Annotated in this window: 19 protein-coding genes and 1 riboswitch; of the genes, 8 read left to right on the top strand and 11 right to left on the bottom strand. The window is 64.2% G+C overall.

Features of this window, described 5'->3' with window-relative positions; all coding sequences use genetic code 11:
* The first annotated feature begins 45 nt into the window (after positions 1 to 45).
* A complete protein-coding gene (locus tag FRZ40_RS44315; protein WP_167528641.1) occupies positions 46 to 183 on the top strand; it encodes a hypothetical protein in 138 nt (45 codons plus the stop codon).
* 116 nt (positions 184 to 299) lie between these two features.
* Here FRZ40_RS44315 and FRZ40_RS05670 read toward each other — a convergent pair whose 3' ends face one another.
* The 5 genes from FRZ40_RS05670 to thiC form a co-directional block, all read right to left on the bottom strand.
* Positions 300 to 1274, bottom strand: coding sequence for a DMT family transporter (locus tag FRZ40_RS05670; RefSeq protein WP_147233590.1), 975 nt, complete (start codon positions 1272 to 1274; stop codon positions 300 to 302).
* A 164-nt stretch (positions 1275 to 1438) separates the two neighbouring features.
* Positions 1439 to 3037: an L-lactate permease gene (locus FRZ40_RS05665; protein WP_028368790.1), complete on the bottom strand. Its 1599-nt coding sequence runs from the start codon at positions 3035 to 3037 to the stop codon at positions 1439 to 1441.
* Positions 3038 to 3334: 297 nt separating this feature from the next.
* Positions 3335 to 3979, bottom strand: a complete 645-nt coding sequence (locus FRZ40_RS05660; RefSeq protein WP_147233589.1) for a hypothetical protein — start codon at positions 3977 to 3979, stop codon at positions 3335 to 3337.
* 400 nt (positions 3980 to 4379) lie between these two features.
* On the bottom strand, positions 4380 to 4592 hold the full coding sequence (locus FRZ40_RS05655; RefSeq protein ID WP_147233588.1) for a hypothetical protein: 213 nt from the start codon (positions 4590 to 4592) through the stop codon (positions 4380 to 4382).
* A gap of 272 nt (positions 4593 to 4864) precedes the next feature.
* Positions 4865 to 6796: a phosphomethylpyrimidine synthase ThiC gene (thiC, locus tag FRZ40_RS05650; protein ID WP_028365877.1), complete on the bottom strand. Its 1932-nt coding sequence runs from the start codon at positions 6794 to 6796 to the stop codon at positions 4865 to 4867.
* Positions 6797 to 6903: 107 nt separating this feature from the next.
* Positions 6904 to 7032: riboswitch (TPP riboswitch) on the bottom strand.
* Between the two features lie 612 nt (positions 7033 to 7644).
* Between thiC and FRZ40_RS05645 the strand changes: the two genes are divergently transcribed.
* Complete coding sequence (locus tag FRZ40_RS05645; RefSeq protein WP_193566999.1) at positions 7645 to 8565, top strand: EamA family transporter; 921 nt, start codon at positions 7645 to 7647, stop codon at positions 8563 to 8565.
* 28 nt (positions 8566 to 8593) lie between these two features.
* On the opposite strand, the gene FRZ40_RS05640 is transcribed toward FRZ40_RS05645, so the two are convergent.
* Entirely contained in the window at positions 8594 to 10642 is a 2049-nt protein-coding gene (locus FRZ40_RS05640) for an NADPH-dependent 2,4-dienoyl-CoA reductase (protein WP_147233586.1), read from the bottom strand.
* Between the two features lie 263 nt (positions 10643 to 10905).
* Between FRZ40_RS05640 and FRZ40_RS05635 the strand changes: the two genes are divergently transcribed.
* On the top strand, positions 10906 to 11694 hold the full coding sequence (locus tag FRZ40_RS05635) for a DUF4397 domain-containing protein (RefSeq protein WP_028365874.1): 789 nt from the start codon (positions 10906 to 10908) through the stop codon (positions 11692 to 11694).
* A gap of 184 nt (positions 11695 to 11878) precedes the next feature.
* On the opposite strand, the gene FRZ40_RS05630 is transcribed toward FRZ40_RS05635, so the two are convergent.
* Positions 11879 to 12016 (bottom strand): entericidin A/B family lipoprotein, encoded by a 138-nt coding sequence (locus tag FRZ40_RS05630; RefSeq protein ID WP_007585547.1) that lies wholly within the window; start codon positions 12014 to 12016, stop codon positions 11879 to 11881.
* Between the two features lie 257 nt (positions 12017 to 12273).
* Positions 12274 to 13785 (bottom strand): sensor histidine kinase, encoded by a 1512-nt coding sequence (locus tag FRZ40_RS05625; protein WP_147233585.1) that lies wholly within the window; start codon positions 13783 to 13785, stop codon positions 12274 to 12276.
* A gap of 253 nt (positions 13786 to 14038) precedes the next feature.
* Between FRZ40_RS05625 and FRZ40_RS05620 the strand changes: the two genes are divergently transcribed.
* From FRZ40_RS05620 to FRZ40_RS05600, 5 genes are all read left to right on the top strand, one after another.
* Positions 14039 to 14215 (top strand): DUF1328 domain-containing protein, encoded by a 177-nt coding sequence (locus tag FRZ40_RS05620; RefSeq protein WP_109483203.1) that lies wholly within the window; start codon positions 14039 to 14041, stop codon positions 14213 to 14215.
* Positions 14216 to 14337: 122 nt separating this feature from the next.
* A complete protein-coding gene (locus FRZ40_RS05615; RefSeq protein WP_012400904.1) occupies positions 14338 to 14499 on the top strand; it encodes a DUF1328 domain-containing protein in 162 nt (53 codons plus the stop codon).
* Positions 14500 to 14598: 99 nt separating this feature from the next.
* Complete coding sequence (locus FRZ40_RS05610; protein ID WP_028365871.1) at positions 14599 to 15144, top strand: ferritin-like domain-containing protein; 546 nt, start codon at positions 14599 to 14601, stop codon at positions 15142 to 15144.
* A 125-nt stretch (positions 15145 to 15269) separates the two neighbouring features.
* The gene (locus FRZ40_RS05605; RefSeq protein WP_028365870.1) at positions 15270 to 15914 is read left to right on the top strand and encodes a response regulator; all 645 of its coding nucleotides are present in this window, start codon (positions 15270 to 15272) and stop codon (positions 15912 to 15914) included.
* Positions 15915 to 15945: 31 nt separating this feature from the next.
* On the top strand, positions 15946 to 16377 hold the full coding sequence (locus FRZ40_RS05600) for a response regulator (protein ID WP_028365869.1): 432 nt from the start codon (positions 15946 to 15948) through the stop codon (positions 16375 to 16377).
* A gap of 14 nt (positions 16378 to 16391) precedes the next feature.
* Here FRZ40_RS05600 and FRZ40_RS05595 read toward each other — a convergent pair whose 3' ends face one another.
* The 3 genes from FRZ40_RS05595 to FRZ40_RS05585 all read right to left on the bottom strand — a co-directional run bounded on the left by FRZ40_RS05595 (position 16392) and on the right by FRZ40_RS05585 (position 20293).
* Positions 16392 to 17606, bottom strand: coding sequence for an MFS transporter (locus FRZ40_RS05595; RefSeq protein WP_147233584.1), 1215 nt, complete (start codon positions 17604 to 17606; stop codon positions 16392 to 16394).
* A gap of 111 nt (positions 17607 to 17717) precedes the next feature.
* The gene (locus tag FRZ40_RS05590; protein ID WP_147233583.1) at positions 17718 to 18545 is read right to left on the bottom strand and encodes a phosphodiesterase; all 828 of its coding nucleotides are present in this window, start codon (positions 18543 to 18545) and stop codon (positions 17718 to 17720) included.
* Positions 18546 to 19339: 794 nt separating this feature from the next.
* The gene (locus tag FRZ40_RS05585; protein WP_147233004.1) at positions 19340 to 20293 is read right to left on the bottom strand and encodes an IS5 family transposase; all 954 of its coding nucleotides are present in this window, start codon (positions 20291 to 20293) and stop codon (positions 19340 to 19342) included.
* Positions 20294 to 20460 lie beyond the last annotated feature (167 nt).

Below are 20460 nucleotides of genomic sequence, written 5' to 3'. Positions count from 1 at the left end.
TTTGCTGGGATGTCGATCGAGACAGCCGCCACGACGAGACCGGCCATGTTCGACGTCATACCGTACTGGATGTGGGTTGTGAGCCTGATCGTGCTCGCCGTGATGTGCGGCGCGGTGCTGTCATCTCGTGAGTCGGGCCATCGCACCCGGCGCAGTCAACCCAGTTCGCGCAAATTCCGATGATCGCGGCATACACGGGGCCGTCTTGTTTCGCCGCGTCCCGGCGTCTGCCATTCTTCAAATCAGATCAGCAGCTTACGGGGCGCGCGTTGATGCGCGCCAAACGGAGGGCCCCCAACTCAGCACCGCTCGCTGACCCGTCGTCCGCCGAAGCCCGGGATACGCTTGATGACGCCCGTCGCCAGTGCCGTGCCGACGAGAATCACCGCGCAGCCCTCGACCATCCCCATCGATACGCGTTCGCCCAGAAACAGCGCACCCCACAGAATGCCGAAGATGGGAATGACGAACGTCACGGTAATCGCGCGGGCCGGACCCGCGACGGCGATCAGGTGGAAAAACAGCATGTAGGCGATGCCCGTGCAGGCGACGCCCAGCGCGATCACGGAACCCCACGCCTTCATCGACGGCGCGGCTGCGGGCCATGACGCAACTGCGAGCGGCAGCAGCACGATGGTCGCGCCGATCATCGTGCCCGTCGCGACAGTGAGCGCATCGACGCCCGTCAGATGCTTTTTCGTGTAGCTGGCGGCGATCCCGTAGAGGAGCGTCGCGCCGAGCGCCGCGGCCGCCGCGAGCGCCGTCGTCGCGGGCGAGATGTTGGTGCCGCCCGGCGTGGCGATCTGATCCCAGACCAGCATCAGCACGCCGGCGAAGCCGATCACGAGACCGACGCTGCGCAGCGCGCTCAGGCGGTCCTTGAGCCATACGAAGGCGACGAGCGCGCCCCACAGCGGCGTGGTCGCGTTGATCACGGAGGTGACGCCCGCCGACAGCGTGATTTCCGCATACGCGAACAGACAGAACGGCGCGGCCGAATTGAGAATGCCGACCACGAGCAGCGGCAACGCGCGCGTGCGCAGCGTCGCGGCCGACTCGCGCAGCGGACGCCGAGCGACGAGCACAACCAGCAGGAACAGGGCGCCGATGCCGACGCGCAGCGCCATCAGCGGCGCGACGCCAAAATCGCCGACCCCGACGCGGATGAACAGGAACGACGCGCCCCATAGCGCGGCGAGGATCAGAAGCTGGAAGACGTTGACTGGATTCATCGTGAGGGTGTCGCGCGCAGTTGAGTCGCGATGCGTACGCATGTTAACACCCGGCTTACGAGCGTCGTTTCACGATGGAATGAAATAGCAAGAATCGGCAACCGGGCGGCGGGGACGAGGTCTATCGCGCCCGCGCGCCATGCGCGCAGAAGAACATGAAGCGGGCGCGCGCAGGCCGCGCCCGCTTCCGTGTCGCAAGCAGGCCTTCAGTGCGGAATCATCCACTGCAGCACGTTCTGCTGCAGCCAGACGAGAATGCCGAGCAGCACGGTCAGCAGGATCGAATGCTTGAAGGTCTTTGCGAACACGTAGCCTTCCTTGCCTTTGAGATCGGTCGTCGCGACGCCCGTCGAGATGTTCTGCGGCGAGATCATCTTGCCCATCACGCCGCCCGACGAGTTCGTCGCGGCCATCAGCACCGGGTTCAGGTTCAGCTGGTTGGCGGCCACCACCTGCAGATTGCCGAACAGCGCATTGCCCGACGTGTCGCTGCCCGACAGGAACACGGCCACCCAGCCGAGGAACGCCGACACCAGCGGGAAGAACGCGCCGACGGACGCCACGCCGAGCCCCAGCGTGTAGTTCATCCCCGAGTAGTTCATCAGGTACGCGAGGCCGACGATGGTCGCGACCGTCAGAATGGCGATGCGCGTCTGCACCCACGTATCGACGATCGCGCGGCCGAAATCGGCCGGCTTCAGACGGACGACGAACGCCGTGATGATCGACGCGACGAGAATGGCCGTGCCCGTCGCGAGCGGCTGGAAGTCCCAGATCGCGCCATACGGTGTGTTGTACAACGTGATGTAGACGGCTTTGTCGAGACCCGGCCACGGCACCTTCACGTCGCCGATCATGAAGATCTTCGCGATCGTCCAGACGATCACGACGGCCGACACGATCAGCCACGGATACCAGCCCTGCGTGCCCGTAATCTTGCCGCGCGTCTCGTTCACGCGATCGACGTTGATGGCGAACGCGGGATCGGCGGCGGGGCGCCAGACGCGCAGGAAGGCGATGGTCAGGATCAGCGACACCAGCGAGGAGAGCACGTCCGTCAGGCTGTAGTTGATGAAGTTCGACGTCACGAACTGCGTGAGCGCGAAGCTTCCACCAGAGACGAGCAGCACGGGCCAGACGCGCAGCATGTTGCGGAAGCCCGCATACACGCCGATCACGTAAAACGGCAGCAGCAGCGCGAAGAACGGCAGCTGGCGGCCGACCATTTTTGCGAGGGCATCGGTAGGCAGGTGCGTGACCGCGCCGAGCACCGTGATCGGCACGCCGAGCGCGCCGAACGCAACGGGCGCCGTGTTGAAGATCAGCGTGAAGGTCAGTGCTTCGAGCGCGGGGAAGCCGAGCAGGATCAGCAGCGAGCTGGTGATCGCGATCGGTGTGCCGAAGCCCGAAATGCCTTCGAACAGCGCGCCGAACGAGAAGCCGATCACGACCAGCACGATGCGGCGGTCGTTCGGCAGATTGTCGATCATCCACATGCGGAAGGCCGCGAAGCGTCCCGAATACTGCGCGATGTTGTACAGCAGGATCGCCGTCACGACGATCCACATCACCGGCCAGCAGGCGAACACGGCGCCTGCCGCGACCGAGTTGAGCGCGAGTCCGACGGGAAACTGCCAGCCGAAAATCGCGATCAGCAGGCCGACCACGAGACCGGCCAGCGAGGCCTGCCATGCCGGGCGCCGCGCCCAGCCCAGCAGCACGAGCACGACGATGATGGGCAAAGCGGCAACGATGAACGATGGCAACAGCGAGTTGCCGATGGGCGTCAATAGCTGGTGAAACATCACGTCTCCTTCGTTGTTGTTCGATTCGACGCGAAGACTGCGCCTACGCGGCGAAGCGGCAGGGCTGGACGGATGAAGGCGGCGCCCGTTGCGTAGTGGGAACGCGGAAACGGAAGGCGCCGGATTGCGTAATTAAACAGGTGTTGCACTGGCAACCGCAAGCATAGAGCGATGGCGGATACAGTCAAGCAGGGAAAACGCAGGAAGGTGTTGCGGGAATAGAAGTGCCGGCTGGTTCGTAGCGGCCTCGCGAGCCACTACGAATGGATGCGGAGTGCTGGGAATAGCACCGCGGAGTCAATGCCAGCGTCGGCCGCCGCCGCCACCGCCACCCCATCCGGAATGCATGCCGCCGCCCTGTGAATTCCCCCACGAGGCATGGCCGTAGTGGGCGCCGCCGCCCGAATAGGGATGGCCATAGTATCCCCCGCCATGGCCATAGTACCCGCCGTGGCCGTAGTAGCCGTGGTTCCAGTGGGTGTAATGGTTCCAGTAGCCATAGTGGCCCCAGTAGCCGTGATGGCCGTACGCGCAGCATCCGCCGACGAACGCGAAGCTGAACGACACCGACGGCCACCAGTAGCCCGGCCACGCGTAGCCATAGTACGGATACGGGTAAGCGTACGGATAGGCGATCGGATAGTACGCAGGCGCGCCATACGGCGGCGCGGCGGGCGCCACGTTATAGGCGGGCGGCTGCGTAGCGGGCGAGGTGCCGTCGCCGGGCATCGTGAATTCGGTTTGGGGACTCTGCGGTGTGCCGTCGGGACCGACGGGTATGGCCTGCTGTGTGGCGTCCGTTGGAACGGCAGCGTAGCCGGGATAAGCGGGGTAATAGCCGTAGCCCGGGTAGTAGCCGTACGGCGCGTAGTAATAACAGCCTGACAGCAGCAGCGCTGCAACGGCGCTGGCGGCGCGCAGCGTTGCATCGAGCGGTTTCATGACGTGCTCCTCGCGATTCATGCGTGCAGCGAATGCTTTCGCGCGGAGCAGGAAGTCGGGCATAGTCGCAGCCGCGCTGTATCTCTTCAGAGTATGTCAGCGCAGCGCGGATGGCACCGCAAAGTGGTAACGGCGTATTTCAGTGGGTGTTTCCCGAGTCGGGAGGCGCGAAGACACACCCGATAAAACAGGACATGTCCGGCGCGTCCATGCGCGCCGGACTCTGCCCATCTCCCTTCGGCTTTCGAAGCTTCACGCAATGCAGCATCGTACTGCGTGAAGTTTCGAGGCCGTCTGCCTGCATCGCCTTCGATGGCGATTTGTCGTCATTCGTGTTGCGTGCGATCGCGTCATTGCGTTGATCGCACGTCGGTCAATGCCTCGTTACGCCGCTTGCCAGTTACTTGCCGACCTGATTGCCGATCACGCCGCCGACGGCCGCGACGCCGAGCGTCGACAGTGCATTGCCGCCGATGACCGCGCCCGCCGCACCGCCGACGCCCGCGCCGATCGCGGTATCGCGCTGTCGCCGGGTCATGCCGTCGCATGCGGAGAGACTTGCCACCACGGCCACGAGCGTGGCCAGCGCACCAATTCGATGGAAGGTTTTCATGATTCGACTCCCTGACGTTTTTATCGACGGGCTTCGCAAATTGCGCTCCCGATCGGGTGATTCGATGGTATCGCCGGGTGCCGTTTCTGTTTGTATGGGCTTGTCAGCAAAGTGTCGGTTTGGTAATCAAATGTTTCGACCTCTCGAATAATCACGGCATGACGTAAAAACACCCTGCGCGACGCCGCGCACGGCGGTAAAAAGCGCGCGCAAAAAAGCCCGCCTTCGAACAGCAGGCGGGCTTCGCTGTCAATCAGCCTCGACGGCCGGCGTCACTGCCGCTGGTAGATCTCCGCGCCGCTCTTGATGAACTCGACGGCCTTCACCTCCATGCCTTTCTTCAGCGCGTCCGTGTCGCTCATGCCTTCCTTCGCGGCGAAGTCGCGCACGTCCTGCGTGATCTTCATCGAGCAGAAGTGCGGGCCGCACATCGAGCAGAAGTGCGCGACCTTCGCCGAATCCTTCGGCAGGGTTTCGTCGTGGAATTCGCGCGCCTTGTCGGGATCGAGGCCGATGTTGAACTGATCTTCCCAGCGGAACTCGAAGCGCGCCTTGCTCAATGCGTTGTCGCGCACCTGCGCGCCCGGATGGCCCTTCGCCAGATCGGCGGCGTGCGCGGCGAGCTTGTACGTGATGATGCCCGTCTTGACGTCGTCCTTGTTCGGCAGGCCGAGGTGTTCCTTCGGCGTCACGTAGCAGAGCATCGCCGTGCCGAACCAGCCGATCATCGCCGCGCCGATGCCCGACGTGATGTGGTCGTAGCCCGGCGCGATGTCCGTCGTCAGCGGTCCGAGCGTGTAGAAAGGCGCCTCGTCGCACCAGTCCAGCTGCAGGTCCATGTTCTCCTTGATGAGCTGCATCGGCACATGGCCCGGACCTTCGATCATCACCTGCACGTCGTGCTTCCACGCGATCTGCGTGAGCTCGCCGAGCGTCTTCAGTTCGCCGAGCTGCGCTTCGTCGTTCGCGTCGTAGATCGAGCCGGGGCGCAGGCCGTCGCCCAGCGAGAAGCTGACGTCGTACGCCTTCATGATTTCGCAGATATCTTCGAAGTGCTCGTACAGGAACGACTCGCGATGATGCGCGAGACACCACTTCGCCATGATCGAGCCGCCGCGCGACACGATGCCCGTCATCCGGTTCGCCGTGAGCGGCACGTATTGCAGACGCACGCCTGCGTGGATCGTGAAGTAATCGACGCCTTGCTCGGCCTGTTCGATCAGCGTGTCGCGGAAGATTTCCCACGTCAGGTCTTCGGCCTTGCCGTTGACCTTTTCGAGCGCCTGATAGATGGGCACCGTGCCGATGGGAACGGGCGAATTGCGGATGATCCATTCGCGCGTTTCATGAATGTGCTTGCCCGTGGACAGGTCCATCACCGTATCGCCGCCCCAGCGGATCGCCCACGTCATCTTGTCGACTTCCTCGCCGATCGACGACGTCACGGCCGAATTGCCGATGTTCGCGTTGACCTTCACGAGGAAGTTGCGGCCGATGATCATCGGCTCGCTTTCCGGGTGATTGATGTTCGCCGGGATGATCGCGCGGCCCTTCGCCACTTCCTCACGCACGAACTCGGGCGTGATCTCCTGCAAACCGTTCGGCCCGAACGCGCTCGCGCCGAACGCCTGGCCGGGGTGCTGGCGGCCCATCATCGCGGCGAGCTTCGCGCCGTTCGGGCCGCTCGTCTTCAGGCTTTCCAGATACTCGGCGCGGCGCTGGTTCTCGCGGATCGCGATGTATTCCATTTCCGGCGTGATGATGCCTTGCTTCGCGTAGTGCATCTGCGAGACGTTCTTGCCGGCTTGAGCACGGCGCGGCGTGCGGTGCAGGCCGGGAAAGCGCAGCTGCGCGGTGGCGGGATCGGCGGCGCGCTCGCGGCCGTAATCGCTCGACAGGCCCTGCAGCGACTCCGTATCGCCGCGCGCCTCGATCCAGCGCTGGCGCAGTGCGGGCAGGCCGGCGCGGATGTCGATTTTCGCCTCGGGATCCGTGTACGGACCCGACGTGTCGTACACGTAGATGGGCGGATTCTTCTCGCCGCCGAAGCCCGTCGGCGTGTCGGCTTGCGTGATTTCACGCATCGGCACGCGGATGTCGGGTTGCGAGCCGGTCACGTAGACCTTGCGCGAGTTCGGCAGCGGCGCAACGGCGGCCTCGTCGACGTGCGCGTTCGCGGAAATGAATTTCGGATTGGCGTTCATGCGTCTTCTCCATGCAATTGTGGGGCGTTACAGCTACGCAGGAGAACGAGACGGAGGGGAAGTGGACCGGGTTCGCGCGAGGAGGGTGAGACGGTGCGGCAGGTGAAGCGGCGAGCCCGAACGCTTCCCTGCGCTGGCATTATCCAGATCAGGTTCAAAGGGTATTTCTCACCCACGCCGTGCGGTGCCGGGCCGGTTGCCCGTCGACGCACAACGCAGGACCCCCGCGTTAGCAGCGCACACGATAACCTGGCGGGCCGGGGTTTGGCAACTCGTCTCGATATTGAAGCGTCAGCGGTGCACCGCGTACCGGCCGACGGGCGCAGGAGGCGCATACGGCTGGCTTTCATGAAGATTGCGGCGTTGTCAGCCGCCGTGTCCGCGATGCAGTCCGCAATCTCATTCATGCCCGATGCGGGGCGTCATGATGAATGGGGGCGAGGGATTAATCAGTCAGCCTAAGCAACACATCCGGCGCGACCGTCACGTGCAGCAAATGCGCGGAGAGAGCGCCGCGATCGCCGCCCATTTCGAGTTTTCGTCTCCCTTGCAACGAAAGTTACGATTCTCTTGCCGAAGCGTTGTCCAGATATTGCATAATGCTCGGCGGCGCGCGATTCGCGCCCGTTGGCTGCTGTTGTTGCATTCTGCATCGAGAAAGCCATCAATTCGCGCCATTGACCTGGTGCTCCCTTGCTGTCCGACAACCGTTCGACTGTCGTCTACCGTTCTACTGCCATGCCAGCCCGCTTTGCCCCTCTTGCCGTGTCGCCGACGCGGCGTCTGCCGTCCCGTTCGTGCGTATTCAACGGGGCCGCGGCCCCAGCGCCGGCGCGGGCGGGCTGAACGTGGCGCTCAATCTTCCTGACCGTTTCCCGTTCCGCCTGCCGCAATCGCACGGCGGACAGATCGCGCTCGCGCTGGGCGTCGTCTATATCGTCTGGGGCTCGACGTACCTCGCCGTGCATGTCGCGCTCGGTTCGTTCCCGCCGCTTCTGATGTCGGGTCTGCGCAACTTTTTCGCGGGCGTCGGGCTGTTCATCTTCGCGATGCGCCGCAAGCCCGTCTGGCCGCCGCTCGCGGAAATCCGCAACGCGGGACTGGTCGGCACGATGCTGGTCGGTTTGTCGAGCGGGATGCTCGCGTACGGGATGCGCACCGTCGGCACGGGCACGGCGGCCGTGATGGTCGCGACCGTGCCGCTGTTCGCGACCGTCATCGCGGCCATTGCCGGGCGCAAGATCGCGAGCGGCGAGTGGTTCGCCGTCGGGCTCGGGCTGGTCGGCATCGCCATTCTCAGTCACGGCGACCAGACGCAAGGCTCGGCGGGCGGCAGTCTGGCGATTCTCTGCGGCGCGCTGTTCTGGGCGGGCGGCGCGCACCTCGCGTCGCGCCTGAAACTGCCGTCCGACCTGTTTCTGTCGACGTCGCTGCAAATCGGCCTGGGCGGCGCGATGTCGACGATGGTCGCGTGGGTGTCGGGCGAGCGGATGATGGAAGTGCATTTCCTGCCGCTCCTCGCCTTCGTGTACCTGATGCTGATCGGCACGATGGCCGCCTACGTCGCGTACGGTTTTCTGATCCGCCATACGAGCCCGATCATCGCGAGTTCCTGCATGTATGTGAATCCGGTGGTCGCAGTGGCGCTGGGCGCGCTGCTGCTTGGCGAGCCCGTGACGCGCTCGACGGTCATCGCGACGGTCGTGATTCTGGCGAGCGTCGGGCTGTCGTTCTGGTTCGACCTGCGGCGGCGCGGCAAGCCCGCGTAAATCCCGTCAACGCAGCGCCGGGGCCGCGCTAGAGGCGCGCGGCCAGTTCCGCGCCTTCGCGGATCGCGCGCTTCGCATCGAGTTCCGCCGCCACCGACGCCCCGCCGATCACATGAAAGCGCGGCCCGCCGGAAGCAGACGTAGCGGGCGAGCTGGACGCGGCAGGGTAGAGATCGCGCAACGACTCCTGTCCCGCGCACACCACGATCGTATCGACGTCGAGCCACTGTTCGCTGCCCGCGCGCTCGATCAGCAGTCCGCGTTCGGCAATCTGCCGATACGTGACGCTATCCAGCATCTTCACCTTGTTGCGCACGAGCGCCGCGCGATGCACCCAGCCCGAGGTCTTGCCGAGTCCCGCGCCGAGCTTGCCCGTTTTCCGCTGCAACAGCCAGATTTCGCGCACGGGATCGCGCACGCCCGGCGTCTTGAGGCCGCCGCGTTCCATGACGGACAGGTCGACGCCCCATTCGTCCATCCACGCCTGCCGCGGCATCGGCAGGGGTTCGTCCGCGCGATGCAGCAGAAACTCGCTGACGTCGAAGCCGATCCCGCCCGCGCCGATCACCGCGACGCGCCGCCCGACGGACGCGCCACGCAGCACGTCGGCATATGACAGCACATTGGACCCGTCGATGCCCGGAATGGGCGGGCGGCGCGGCACGATACCCGTCGCGACGATCACGTCGTCGAACGGGGTGGCCGCGAGCAGCGCGGGATCGACGCGCGTGCCGAGGCGCACGTCGACGCCATGCCTGCGCAGCTGGCTGTCGAAATAGCGGATCGTCTCGCTGAATTCTTCCTTGCCGGGCACGCGCATCGCCAGATTGAACTGGCCGCCGATAGTCGCCGCCGCATCGAACAGCGTCACGCGATGTCCGCGCGCGGCCGCCACCGTCGCAGCCGACAGCCCCGCCGGTCCCGCGCCGATCACGGCGACGGCGCGCGGCTTCCGATGTGCGGCGAGCGGCGTGTAGACGAGTTCCGTCTCGCGGCCCGCGCGCGGATTGACGAGACAGGTTGCGCGCCGGTTCTCGAATGTATGATCGAGGCACGCCTGATTGCAGGCGATGCAGGTGTTGATTTCGTCCGCGCGGTCTTCGGCTGCCTTTACGACGAAGTCGGGATCGGCGAGCAGCGGCCGCGCCATCGACACCAGATCGCCGGCGCCTTGCGCCAGCAGATCCTCTGCAACCTCGGGCGTGTTGATGCGGTTCGACACGATCACAGGTACGCCGACGGCCGCCTTCAGACGCGCCGTCAACGGCGCGAACGCGGCGCGCGGCACCGAGGTGACGATGGTCGGCACGCGCGCCTCATGCCAGCCGATACCCGTGTTGAACATCGTGACGCCCGCGGCTTCGAGGGCTCGCGCGACCTGCACGGTTTCATCCCAGGTATTGCCGCCTTCGACGAGATCGATCAGCGACAGCCGGTACACGAGGATGAAGCGCTCGCCGCACGCGGCGCGCACGGCTTGCACGATCTCGCGTGCGATCCGCATGCGGTTGTCGAGCGTGCCGCCGTAGGCGTCGTCGCGCCGGTTCGTGCGCGGACACAGAAACTGGTTCAGCAGATAGCCTTCGCTGCCCATGATCTCGACACCGTCGTAGCCGGCGCGTTGTGCGAGCCGTGCACAGCGGGCGTAATCGCGCACGGTCTTCGCGATGCCCGCTATCGTCAGCGCGCGCGGCTTGAACATCGAGATGGGCGACTTCAAGGCAGACGCCGACACGACCAGCGGCTGATAACCGTAGCGCCCCGCGTGCAGGATCTGCAGCGCGATCTTGCCGCCTTCTTCATGCACGGCGCGCGTCAGCTTGCGGTGATTGTGCAGATCGAAAACCGAGTTCAGCGTGCCGCCGAACGGCAGCAGCCAGCCCTCGCGATTGGGCGAGATGCCGCCCGTGATGATGAGACCCACGCCGCCTTTCGCGCGCTCGCGAAAGTACGCGGCGAGCTTCGGATAATGCCAGAAGCGGTCTTCCATGCCCGTATGCATCGAACCCATCACGACGCGATTGCGCAGGCGCGTATAGCCCAGATCGAGTTCGGACAAGAGCCGCGGGTAAGACATGCAAGGCACCGTGTAAAGTTGGGACGCGCTCGAACGATACACGCGAGCGCGCGCAAAACCTCCGAGGACAAATTCTAATTGCCTCCAACCCCCTTATTTTCGACGACGTTTTTATTCACATGTCGTGGGTAATCGCCGTCGCGGCACACCGATTGCTGAGCGCAATTGTCCAATCGATGCGGGCAAAACCGCTTTGCCGAGCGCTGACCGACCTCGTGGACGCATGACACAACGGGCTTCGGCTCATCAGGGAGAGGTGGCAAATGAAAACGATCAGAACGATCGCGGCGCTCGTCGGAGCCGCCGCGCTGGTATCGGCGTGCGGTGGCAGTTCGAACGACGTCGGCAAGGAACTCGGCTTGCAGAATCCGTTGATTCACTTCGTGCACGCGATTCCGAGCGGCCCGACAGTCGACTTCCTCGTCAACGGCAGCGCCTTGCAGAAGAGCATCGGGTACAAGGGTGTGACCAACTTCGCGAACATCAACACGGGCGCGACGACAGTTGCGTATGCGACTGCCGGCAGCACGACGCCGCTGGCGAGCGGCTCGTTCCCGGATGTCGCGAAGGGTCATGAATATACGGTGATTGCCGTGCCGGGTTCGACGGGCGCCGACATCGGCCTGATCGACGATCCGTTCGACAAGGGCCTGCTGTCGGGCAGCGCGCGCGTGCGCGGGTTCAACGCATCGGTGAATTCGTCCAATCTCGACCTGTATCTGGTGCCGTCGAACAACACCAGCATCTCGAGCGCGAGCCCAACGCTGGCGGGCGTGTCGTTCAAGAATGCGGTGCCTGCGAGCGGTCAGGACTCCGTCTACGTATCGGGCGGCACGTATGTGCTGATCGCGACGACGGCGGGCAGCAAGACGCCGATCTTCCAGTCGAGCCCGTTCGACCTCGCGAACAACGCGGACTGGCTGGTGACGTCGGTGCCCATCGGCGGCGCGCTCACGCAACTGCTGCCGAACCAGATACACCTGCTGGTCGCGCAGGGCGGCAATACCTCGCAGCCGGCGTTGGAGTTGACGAATACCTTGAACGGCCAGTAACGCAGACAGACGGCAGGCGTTGACAAGAAGCAGTAGCAGGGGGACGGCACGGCGGCTTATGCAAGTGAGCCGCCGTTCTGTTTGGTGCGTCGGCGAGGCGCAAAAAAGCCGCCGCGTGTGACGCGGCGGCCTGGCAGATCGTGCTGGATCGAAACCGAATCGAAACGAGCGAACGGATGCCGTATCAGTCCGAATGCTTCTCGGCTGAATTCGTGATGGCGTTGCCGCCCTTCGAGATGTCCTGGCCCGCGCCGGCCATCGTGTTGCAGGCGGCCAGCAGTGTCGTGCCCGCGAGCAGCAGGAGTGCGATGAGTCGTGTCATGAGTCTTCTCCCTTTTCAGGAATATTCGAAGGAATATTCGACGTATGCTTCGATCGATTCGCGCGCGCCGGCTCGTTTGCCTGTTTGCGTTCGATAGCGTTCGATATCGCCGGACGTGCGCGCCCTGTCGTCCGACCGGGGCATCGCGCCAGCCGATCCGGTCTGATTTCATGGTAAGAGACGCGTCGCCGCGATGCTGTCGGAGGCGCGACGATTTTCTTGTCGGCGCAATCCTACGTGACGCATCGGCGAAGAACTCAGAGACGTTCGACGGGTGTGCTGTGGTTGCGCGCGAGGCTGTCGTCCTGCGCATCGTCGACCGGTTCGCCGCGCGCTTCCTTCGTCGCGCCGACGGTCGGCACGGGCAGCACGACGCGGATATCGGTGCCGTGCAGTTCGCCGCGCCGGATATCGAAGCGTCCGCCGCGTGCGGCCACGCGCTGGCGCATGCCCATCAGCCCGTGCGTATGCGTGCGCGTGAGATCGCCCGGCATGATGCCGATGCCGTTATCGGCGATATGCAGCGCCACTTCGCCGTGCCCCGCGCCCAGTGCGATGGTGATCTGCGTCGCGCGTGCGTATTTCGCCGCATTGGTCAGCGATTCCTGCGCGACGCGAAAGAGCGCGATCTCCGTCTGCTCGTCGAGTTGCAGTTCGTCGTCGGGCAACTGCAGATCGAGCGCCCAGCCGTTGCGCTGCGCGGCTTCGTCGCCGAGCGTGCGCAGCGCGGTGACGAGGCCGAAATTCGCGAGCACGGTCGGCCGCATGTCCTCGATGATGCGGCGCTTGAGCGCGATGCCCTGATCGAGGGTTGCGAGCGCGCGCGCCAGTTTCTCCGCGATGACGGGATCGGCGTCCTGCATCTTGCGCCGCGCCCACGCGACGTCCATCTTGCTTGCCGTGAGAATCGCGCCGAGTTCGTCATGCAGTTCGCGCGCGAGCTGGGTCTTTTCGTTTTCGCTGACGGCCTGCAGGTGCCAGCCCAACGCTTCGAGTTGGCGCGTGCGTTCATTGACCAGCCGATCGAGTTCTTCCTGCTGCGTGATCAACTGTTTTTGCGCGCGCGCCTGGCTGTCGATCTGGGTGCCCAGATTACGGAACAGCAGAATGAACAGCACGATGTTGAGCGCCGACAGACCCGCCGCGACCAGCGTCGACACCCGCTGATCGGCACGGCTCGCGTCGAGCGCACGCTGCGCGCGGCGTTCTTCGTTGTCGCGCAGCAAGGCGAGCGTGCTCGTCACGAGCGACGCATCAGCGCTGCTTCCCTGCGCCGCGCCGCCGCACGCGGCGAGGTCGAGCGGATGGGATGAAGCCCGTTGCAACGCCTGTGCACCGCTGCCGATACGTGCATCGATCAGCGCCGCGATCTGCGTGAAGCTGGCCAGTTCCGCGCTGTCGGCGGCGCGCCGGAAGTACGTATCGAGCGAGCGGATGTTGCGCTGGAGATCCGTTGCGCGGGAGCAGTAGCCGCGTGCATCGGTATCGTTCTTCGTCAGAAGAAAACGGCTCTCATGCGTTTGCAACTGTGCGAGGCGCCGGTCGAGTTCGCTCAGCTGCATGCTCACGCTGCGCGCTTCGAGTGCTGCTTCGTATTCCGACGCGATGCGTTGGCGCGCGGTTTCGAGAATGACGAGGCCTCCGCACGTAATGACGATCGCGACTGTCATCGCGATCGCCCAGCTGCGCTGGTGCATCCAGTCCGCCAGCCTGGCCGCGAGCCGTGCTTCGGCGCCTGCTTGCGCTTCACCTGACACTGCCGTCTCCATGCGATGAGGTCATCGACAGTGTAGCGTCATGCAGCGCGCTTGCGTTCGCACGAAGGCCGCACGGGCAGCGGCGGAAGGCCTGCCGAAAGCGGATGTCGGCGGATTCCCACATGAAAAACAGCGTGCGCCCGAATGCGGGTACGCAAACTGCTCCCTACGATGAAGTCTGGCGATCCATTAGATCCATTAGCCACACCTGGAGCCACACCTTGCTACACCCATCAGCCACACATCAGTCAGGGAGGTTGCCATCATGCTCAAGTGGGCGTTGTTCTTCGCCGTGATCGCGGTGATCGCGGGTCTGCTCGGATTCACGGGCATTGCGGCAGGCGCGGCGGCTATCGCGAAGTTCCTGTTCGTGCTGTTCCTGATTCTGTGCGTCGTGTTCCTTGTGCTCGGCTTCGTCGTGACGAAGAAGATAGTCGATTAGCGGCGCCCCGGGAACAACCCGAATTCGGAGCGCAAATCAGGGCGCAACGCGGAGCGCAGCTGCAAGCGCGCGGTTCGACGGCGTTGCAACAGCTCATCGCCTAAACAGGAAGGAGCATCGTCATGCTGCATTACGCACTCGTGTTCTTCGTGATCGCGATCATCGCCGCCGTATTCGGCTTCACCGGCATTGCCGCCGGCGCTGCCGAAATAGCGAAGATTCTGTTCTACATCTTTCTGGTCGTGTTCGTCGTCACGCTGCTGCTCGGCGTGTTCCGGACATAGCGCAGACAGGACGCCCCCATGGCGCACGCCGACACGCCGCGCAGCACAGACGGCGGCAACGTGCGCGTTTCCCACAATACCTGTACAAGGAGTCAGTCAATGTCGAAGTCATCGAAAGGCGAGTTCGTGATGGACCTCGAACGGATTCGTCAGCAGGCCCGCAAGGATATGGACGAAGGCCCCGTCACGTCGACCTACGGCGCGGACCGCGATACCGTGCTCAAGCTGCTGAACGGCGCGCTCGCGACGGAACTGGTCTGCACGCTGCGTTACAAGCGGCATTACTTCATGGCGAAGGGCATCAATTCGGAAGCCGTCGCCCAGGAGTTTCTCGAGCACGCGAACGAAGAGCAGGCGCATGCGGACACGCTCGCCGCGCGCATCGTGCAGCTGGGCGGCGAGCCCGATTTCGCGCCGAACAGCCTGACAGCGCGCTCGCACTCCGAATACAAGGAAGGCAATGGCCTGACCGACATGATTCGCGAGAACCTGATTGCGGAACGCATCGCGATCGATACGTATCGCGAGATCATCCGTTATCTCGGCGATGGCGACGTGACGACGCGCCGGATGTTCGAGGAGATTCTCGCCGTCGAGGAAGAGCACGCGGACGACATGGCCGATCTGCTGACGGGCCGCGAGTAGGCCGCGAACAGGCTGCGAACAGGCCATGAACAGGCGCCTGCCACGCGCGAGGAACGCGGCAGCCGGCATGCATCCGTGCCGCTGCGCGTTCGATCATCCCGCCACCCTGCGTTGAACCACGAACGATGATTCGAGTGCTGATAGCGGACGACCACGCGATCGTCCGGGGCGGATTCAGACAGTTCGTCGCCGACGAGCCGGACATGTGCGTCGCGGCGGAAGCGGCGACGGGCGACGAGACGATCCGCCTCGTGCGCGAGCAGCAGGACGGCGAGCCCTTCGACGTGGTGCTGCTCGACATCGCGATGCCCGACAAGAACGGCATCGATACATTGCGCGTGATCCGCCAGATGCGTCCCGCGCAGAACGTGCTGATCCTCTCCGGCTACCCGGAGAGCCAGTACGCGATCAACCTGCTGCGCGCGGGGGCGAACGGCTATCTGAACAAGGACTGCGAGCCCGACGAGATCGTGCGCGCGATTCGCTCGGTTGCACGCGGGCATCGTTATCTGTCGGAGGCCGTCGCCGATACGCTCGCGAACAGCCTCGACAAGCCCGCGGCTTCGCACCCGCATGAACAGCTGTCGGAGCGCGAGTTCCAGATTTTCTGCAAGCTCGCATCGGGGCAGATTCCGACCGATATCGCCGACGAACTGCATCTGTCGGTGAAGACGGTCAGCACGTATCGCGCGCGCGTGCTCGAAAAAATGCACATGACGAACAACGCGGATATCACGTACTACGCGATCAAGAACGGTTTGATCGAGTGATGGGATGATTCGCGAGTATGGAACGCAACCGATGAACCCCGACTCCGCCCATGCACACGACGATTCCGGCCACGCGCCGCTGCGTGTGCTGCTGATCGAGGATTCGCCGCTGATCCGGCGCAGCATCGTCGAGGCGATCGATGCGTCGGGCGTGATGCACGTAGCCGCGCAGGCCGAGTCCGCCGACGAGGCCATCGCGCTGCTCGACGGCGAGGCGTTCGATGCCGTGATCGTGGACCTGCAACTGAAGGGCGGATCGAGCGTGCCCGTGCTCGCGTATATGCAGAAGGAAGGCCTGATCGAGTCGACCTTCGCAGCCGTGCTGACCAACCATGCGCTGCCCGCGTATCGCGAGCGCTGCCGGCAGTATGGCGTGCGGCACTTCTACGACAAGTCTTTCGAGTTCGACCGGGCGATCGACGCGCTGCACGAATATGCGCAGGCGCGTCTCGACGAGCAATAATTCAGCACGCGTGCTCAGTCTGCCGCGCCCGGCGCCTTCGGCGGCTCGGGACGTCCGCGCAGGTGATTGAGTCCGGCGAGCATCGTGAACAGCAGACCGGCGATGCTCACGCCGACCCAGCCGAACAGCGGCCATACGAATGCGCCGACAGCCGAGCCCGCCGCGCCGCCGATGAAATAGCAGACCATGAACACCGTGTTGACGCGGCTGCGCGCTTCCGGCTTCAGCGCATAGATGCGCGACTGGTTGGAGATTTGCGCGGCCTGCACGCCGACATCGAGCACGATCACGCCGATCAGGAGGCCGATGAGGCTCGTGCCCGACAGTGCGAATACGACGAACGAAATCGCCGCCAGCGCAATCGACAGCGTGACGATCGCGCGCGGCCCGCGCTTGTCGGCGAACTTGCCTGCGATGGGTGCGGCCATCGCACCGCCTGCGCCGACGATACCGAACAGTCCTGCCGCTTGCGGCCCGTAGTGAAACGGCGCGCCCGCGAGCAGCAGCGCGAGCGTCGACCAGAACAGGCTGAACCCGGCAAACAGGGCCGCGCCCGTCAGAGACGCTTCGCGCAGGCCGCGCAATTCGACGACGAGATGCCACATCGAGCCGATCAGCTTGCCGTAGCCGAGCGTCGAGGTCGGCTTGCTGTGCGGCAGCTTCGACAGGATGACGGCGGCGAGCACGATCAGCGCGACGATCGACGCGCCGAACACGGCGCGCCAGCCGAGGTATTGCCCAACGAAGCCGGCCGCCGTGCGCGCGAGCAGGATGCCGAGCAGCAGGCCGCTCATCACGGTGCCGACGGCATGGCCGCGTTGCGACGGCGGCGCGAGTTCGGCGGAGAAGGGTACGGCCTGTTGCGCGATCGTGGCGAGGATGCCGATCGCGAGGCTCGCGAACACGAGCACGGAAAGATTCGGCGCGACGGCGGCGCACAGCAGCGCGATGCACATGCCGGCGATCTGCAGCAGGATGAGCCTGCGGCGATCGAAGCGGTCGCCGAGCGGCGCGAGCAGCAGCATGCCCGCTGCGTAGCCGAGCTGTGTCATCGACGGCACGACGCCGATCCACGATGCGCTTTGCGGAAACGACTTGCGGAAATCGTCGAGCAGCGGCTGGTTGTAGTAGATGTTGGCGACGGACACGCCCGCGATGGTGGCGAGCAGCAGCAGAAGGCCGCGCAACGAGCGGTCGGACGCGGCAGGGCTGGAAGCGGGTGTGGACATGATGCAGCAGCCGGCGGGAGAGAGTCGAGCGTGCCGATCATACCGGAGCGAGGCGGACTTTGCTGGCTGCCGCTGCTGCATCCGGGGCCGGCGTGGCACGCCCGTGCGTCGTCAATCGATCAGCGTGCCTTCCGGTTCGTAGAACGGATAGGGGCCATCGGCTGCTTCGACATAGCCGTGGTGCGTGATCAGTCCGTCCACGCGGTCGTAGCGATGCAGGGCGAACGCGGGCGGCTCCATGACGAAGGCGGACGGCGCCTCGTCTCGCAGATCGAGCGCGACCTGGTGGGCGGGCGCGGGCACCGCCGACGCAATCGTGCCGCCGAAGCGGACGAACATCGGCCGATGCACGTGGCCGCAGATCACGCGTTCGATGTTCGTGTGCCGCGTGAGCAGTGCCGCGAGCTTTTGCGCAGCCTGCGGGTCGAGGCGGAGCGCATCCATGTGTCCGATGCCCGACACGAACGGCGGATGATGCAGCGCGACGATGACGGGCTTGTCGCGGGCCGCGTCGAGTTGCTGTTCGAGCCAGGCGAGGCGTGTGTCGCAGAGGAGGCCGGCGCTCTGGCCGGGGACCATCGAGTCGAGGGCGATCAGGCGCAGCGGACCGATGTCGATCGCGTACTGGACGAACTCGCCGCCTGTGTGCAGTTCAGGGCGCTCCGGGAAGGCAGCGCGCAGGTTGGCGCGGTCGTCGTGGTTGCCTACCAGCAGGTAGTAGGGGATCGCTAGCGGCGCTAGCAGGGCTTTCAGGTGTTCGTATTGGTCTGGGGTTCCCTGGTCGACCAGATCGCCTGTGATGACGATGGCTTCTGGCCGTGGGTCCAGGTTGTTCAGGCGCTCGATGCAGCGCTGCAAGTAGGGTGCCGTATCCAAACGGCGGTAGGCCAGTGCGCCTGGGCGTTTGATGTGGAGATCGCTGATCTGGGCTATTAACATAGGGGTGTCCTCTTTTTCATGTCTGCGACGCAGTCGCCATGCTTTGCTTTTTGCTGCGCTGGCGTATGCGGTTTGTCTTGACGCTTGCATCCGCGTTTTCGTATCGGTGCTCCGAGCGTTGCCCCTGTGCGGGGCGGCACCTACTTTTCTTTGCCGCGGCAAAGAAAAGTAGGCAAAAGAAAGCCGCTCACACCGCCAATCCTTGTATTTGCCTGCGGGCCCCCACGGGTCCCGCACTCCAGACGGCAACACGCTATTTCATGTGCGTTGCCAACGTCTTTAACCGGCGCATCACCCTCTCCAGTCACCCGTAGTGCAGCCAGCGGCGCCGAACCGTCTGCGCCGCCCAGGTGGCAAACTGTGTGTAGGTACTCGCACCTTACACGTTCCCGCTTCTACGACACCGATCGCGCTTTTCAGTCCGGAGTGGTGCACGTACGGCGCGACGGCCTACACACAGTTTGCCACCTGGGCGGCCGTGGACTTTCTGGTAACGCATGCGTGACGCGGCAGTGTGAGGTGGGTGAGGTGTGAGTTAGCACGCTGGCAACGCGCGTGAGACAGTGCGTAGCCGCGTGAAGTGCGGGACCGGTTGGGGGCCCGCAGGCAACAACAAGAACTAGCGGTGTTAGCCCGCTTTCTTTGCTTAGGAAGGTCTGAACAACCCGTTTTCTGCCTGGGATCTCTAACTGGCACGCGCGGAGTGGAATTCGCGTCCCCATTCACGCTGTGTTGAACCGATGCCGGTCGCATCTTGCGCATGGACGCTGCGCCTTTGGGGGCGTCTTCGCCCTTCATTTCGCTTTACCGAGCACCCCGCGAGCCAACCAGAGATTGATCAGCGCGAACTGCGTTTCGATCTGCGCCGTGTTCTTCGCCATGCCTCGATACCGCGCCTTCAGATAGCCGAACTGACATTTGAGCACCCGAAACGGGTGCTCAACCTTCGCCCGCACGCCCGCCTTGAGCCGCTCGACTTTCTCGTAGATTCTGTCGAGCCGCTTGCTTTTGTCCAGCTTTCTTCGCTTGCTCGGCCTCATCGCCACGTGCCACTGGACCGCCCCCGTTTCGCCTCGCTTCTCGATGCCCACGTAGCCCGCATCGGCAAACGCAACCTCCTCGTCGCCGTGCAACAGTTCATGCGCCACCGTGATGTCGTGAACATTTGCCGGCGTGCACTTGACGGTATGCACCAGCCCCGACTCCACATCGACTCCGATGTGCGCCTTCATACCGAAGTACCAGCTGCCGCCCTTTTGCGTCTGGCTCATCTCCGGGTCTCGCGTGCCAGCCTTCTTCGTCGAACTGGGTGCCGAAATCAGCGTTGCGTCGACCGCCGAGCCCGCCTTGAGCATCAGGCCCTTCGCCTGCAGGATCTCGTTGACCGTCGCCAGCATTCTGGCCGACAGCTCATGGGCCTCAAGCAGGTGCCGGAATCGCAGGATCGTGCTCTCGTCAGGCAGCCGCGTCATGCCCGTGCCCAGCAGCGCGAACTCCCGGTACAGCGGGATGTCGTGCAGCGCCTCCTCCATCGCCGGGTCCGAGAGGCTGAACCATTGTTGCATGAAGTGAATGCGAAGCATCGTCTGGATCGGAAAAGGCGGGCGGCCAGTCTTGCCTTTCGGATAGTGCGGTTCGATGAGCGCAATCAGCTTCTGCCACGGCACCACGCGCGTCATCTCATCGAGAAACTCGCGCTTGCGGGTGCGCTTCGTCGACAGATCCAGACCAAGACCAAGTTGTGTCATCACGCCACTCCATGAAGTCTCCTGATCCCAGGATAGTCCAAGCTCACGTCAATGCCAGGACTTTTGCAGAGATTCCCTTACTTTCTTTGCGGCGGCAAAGAAAGTAAGTGCCGCCCCGCACAGGGGCAACGCTCGGAGCACCGATACGAAATCGCGGATGCCAGTCA

Source organism: Paraburkholderia azotifigens, assembly GCF_007995085.1.
Lineage (GTDB): Bacteria > Pseudomonadota > Gammaproteobacteria > Burkholderiales > Burkholderiaceae > Paraburkholderia > Paraburkholderia azotifigens.
Note: the sequence above shows the minus strand (reverse complement) of the source record. Positions and strands in the feature narration are given on the sequence as shown.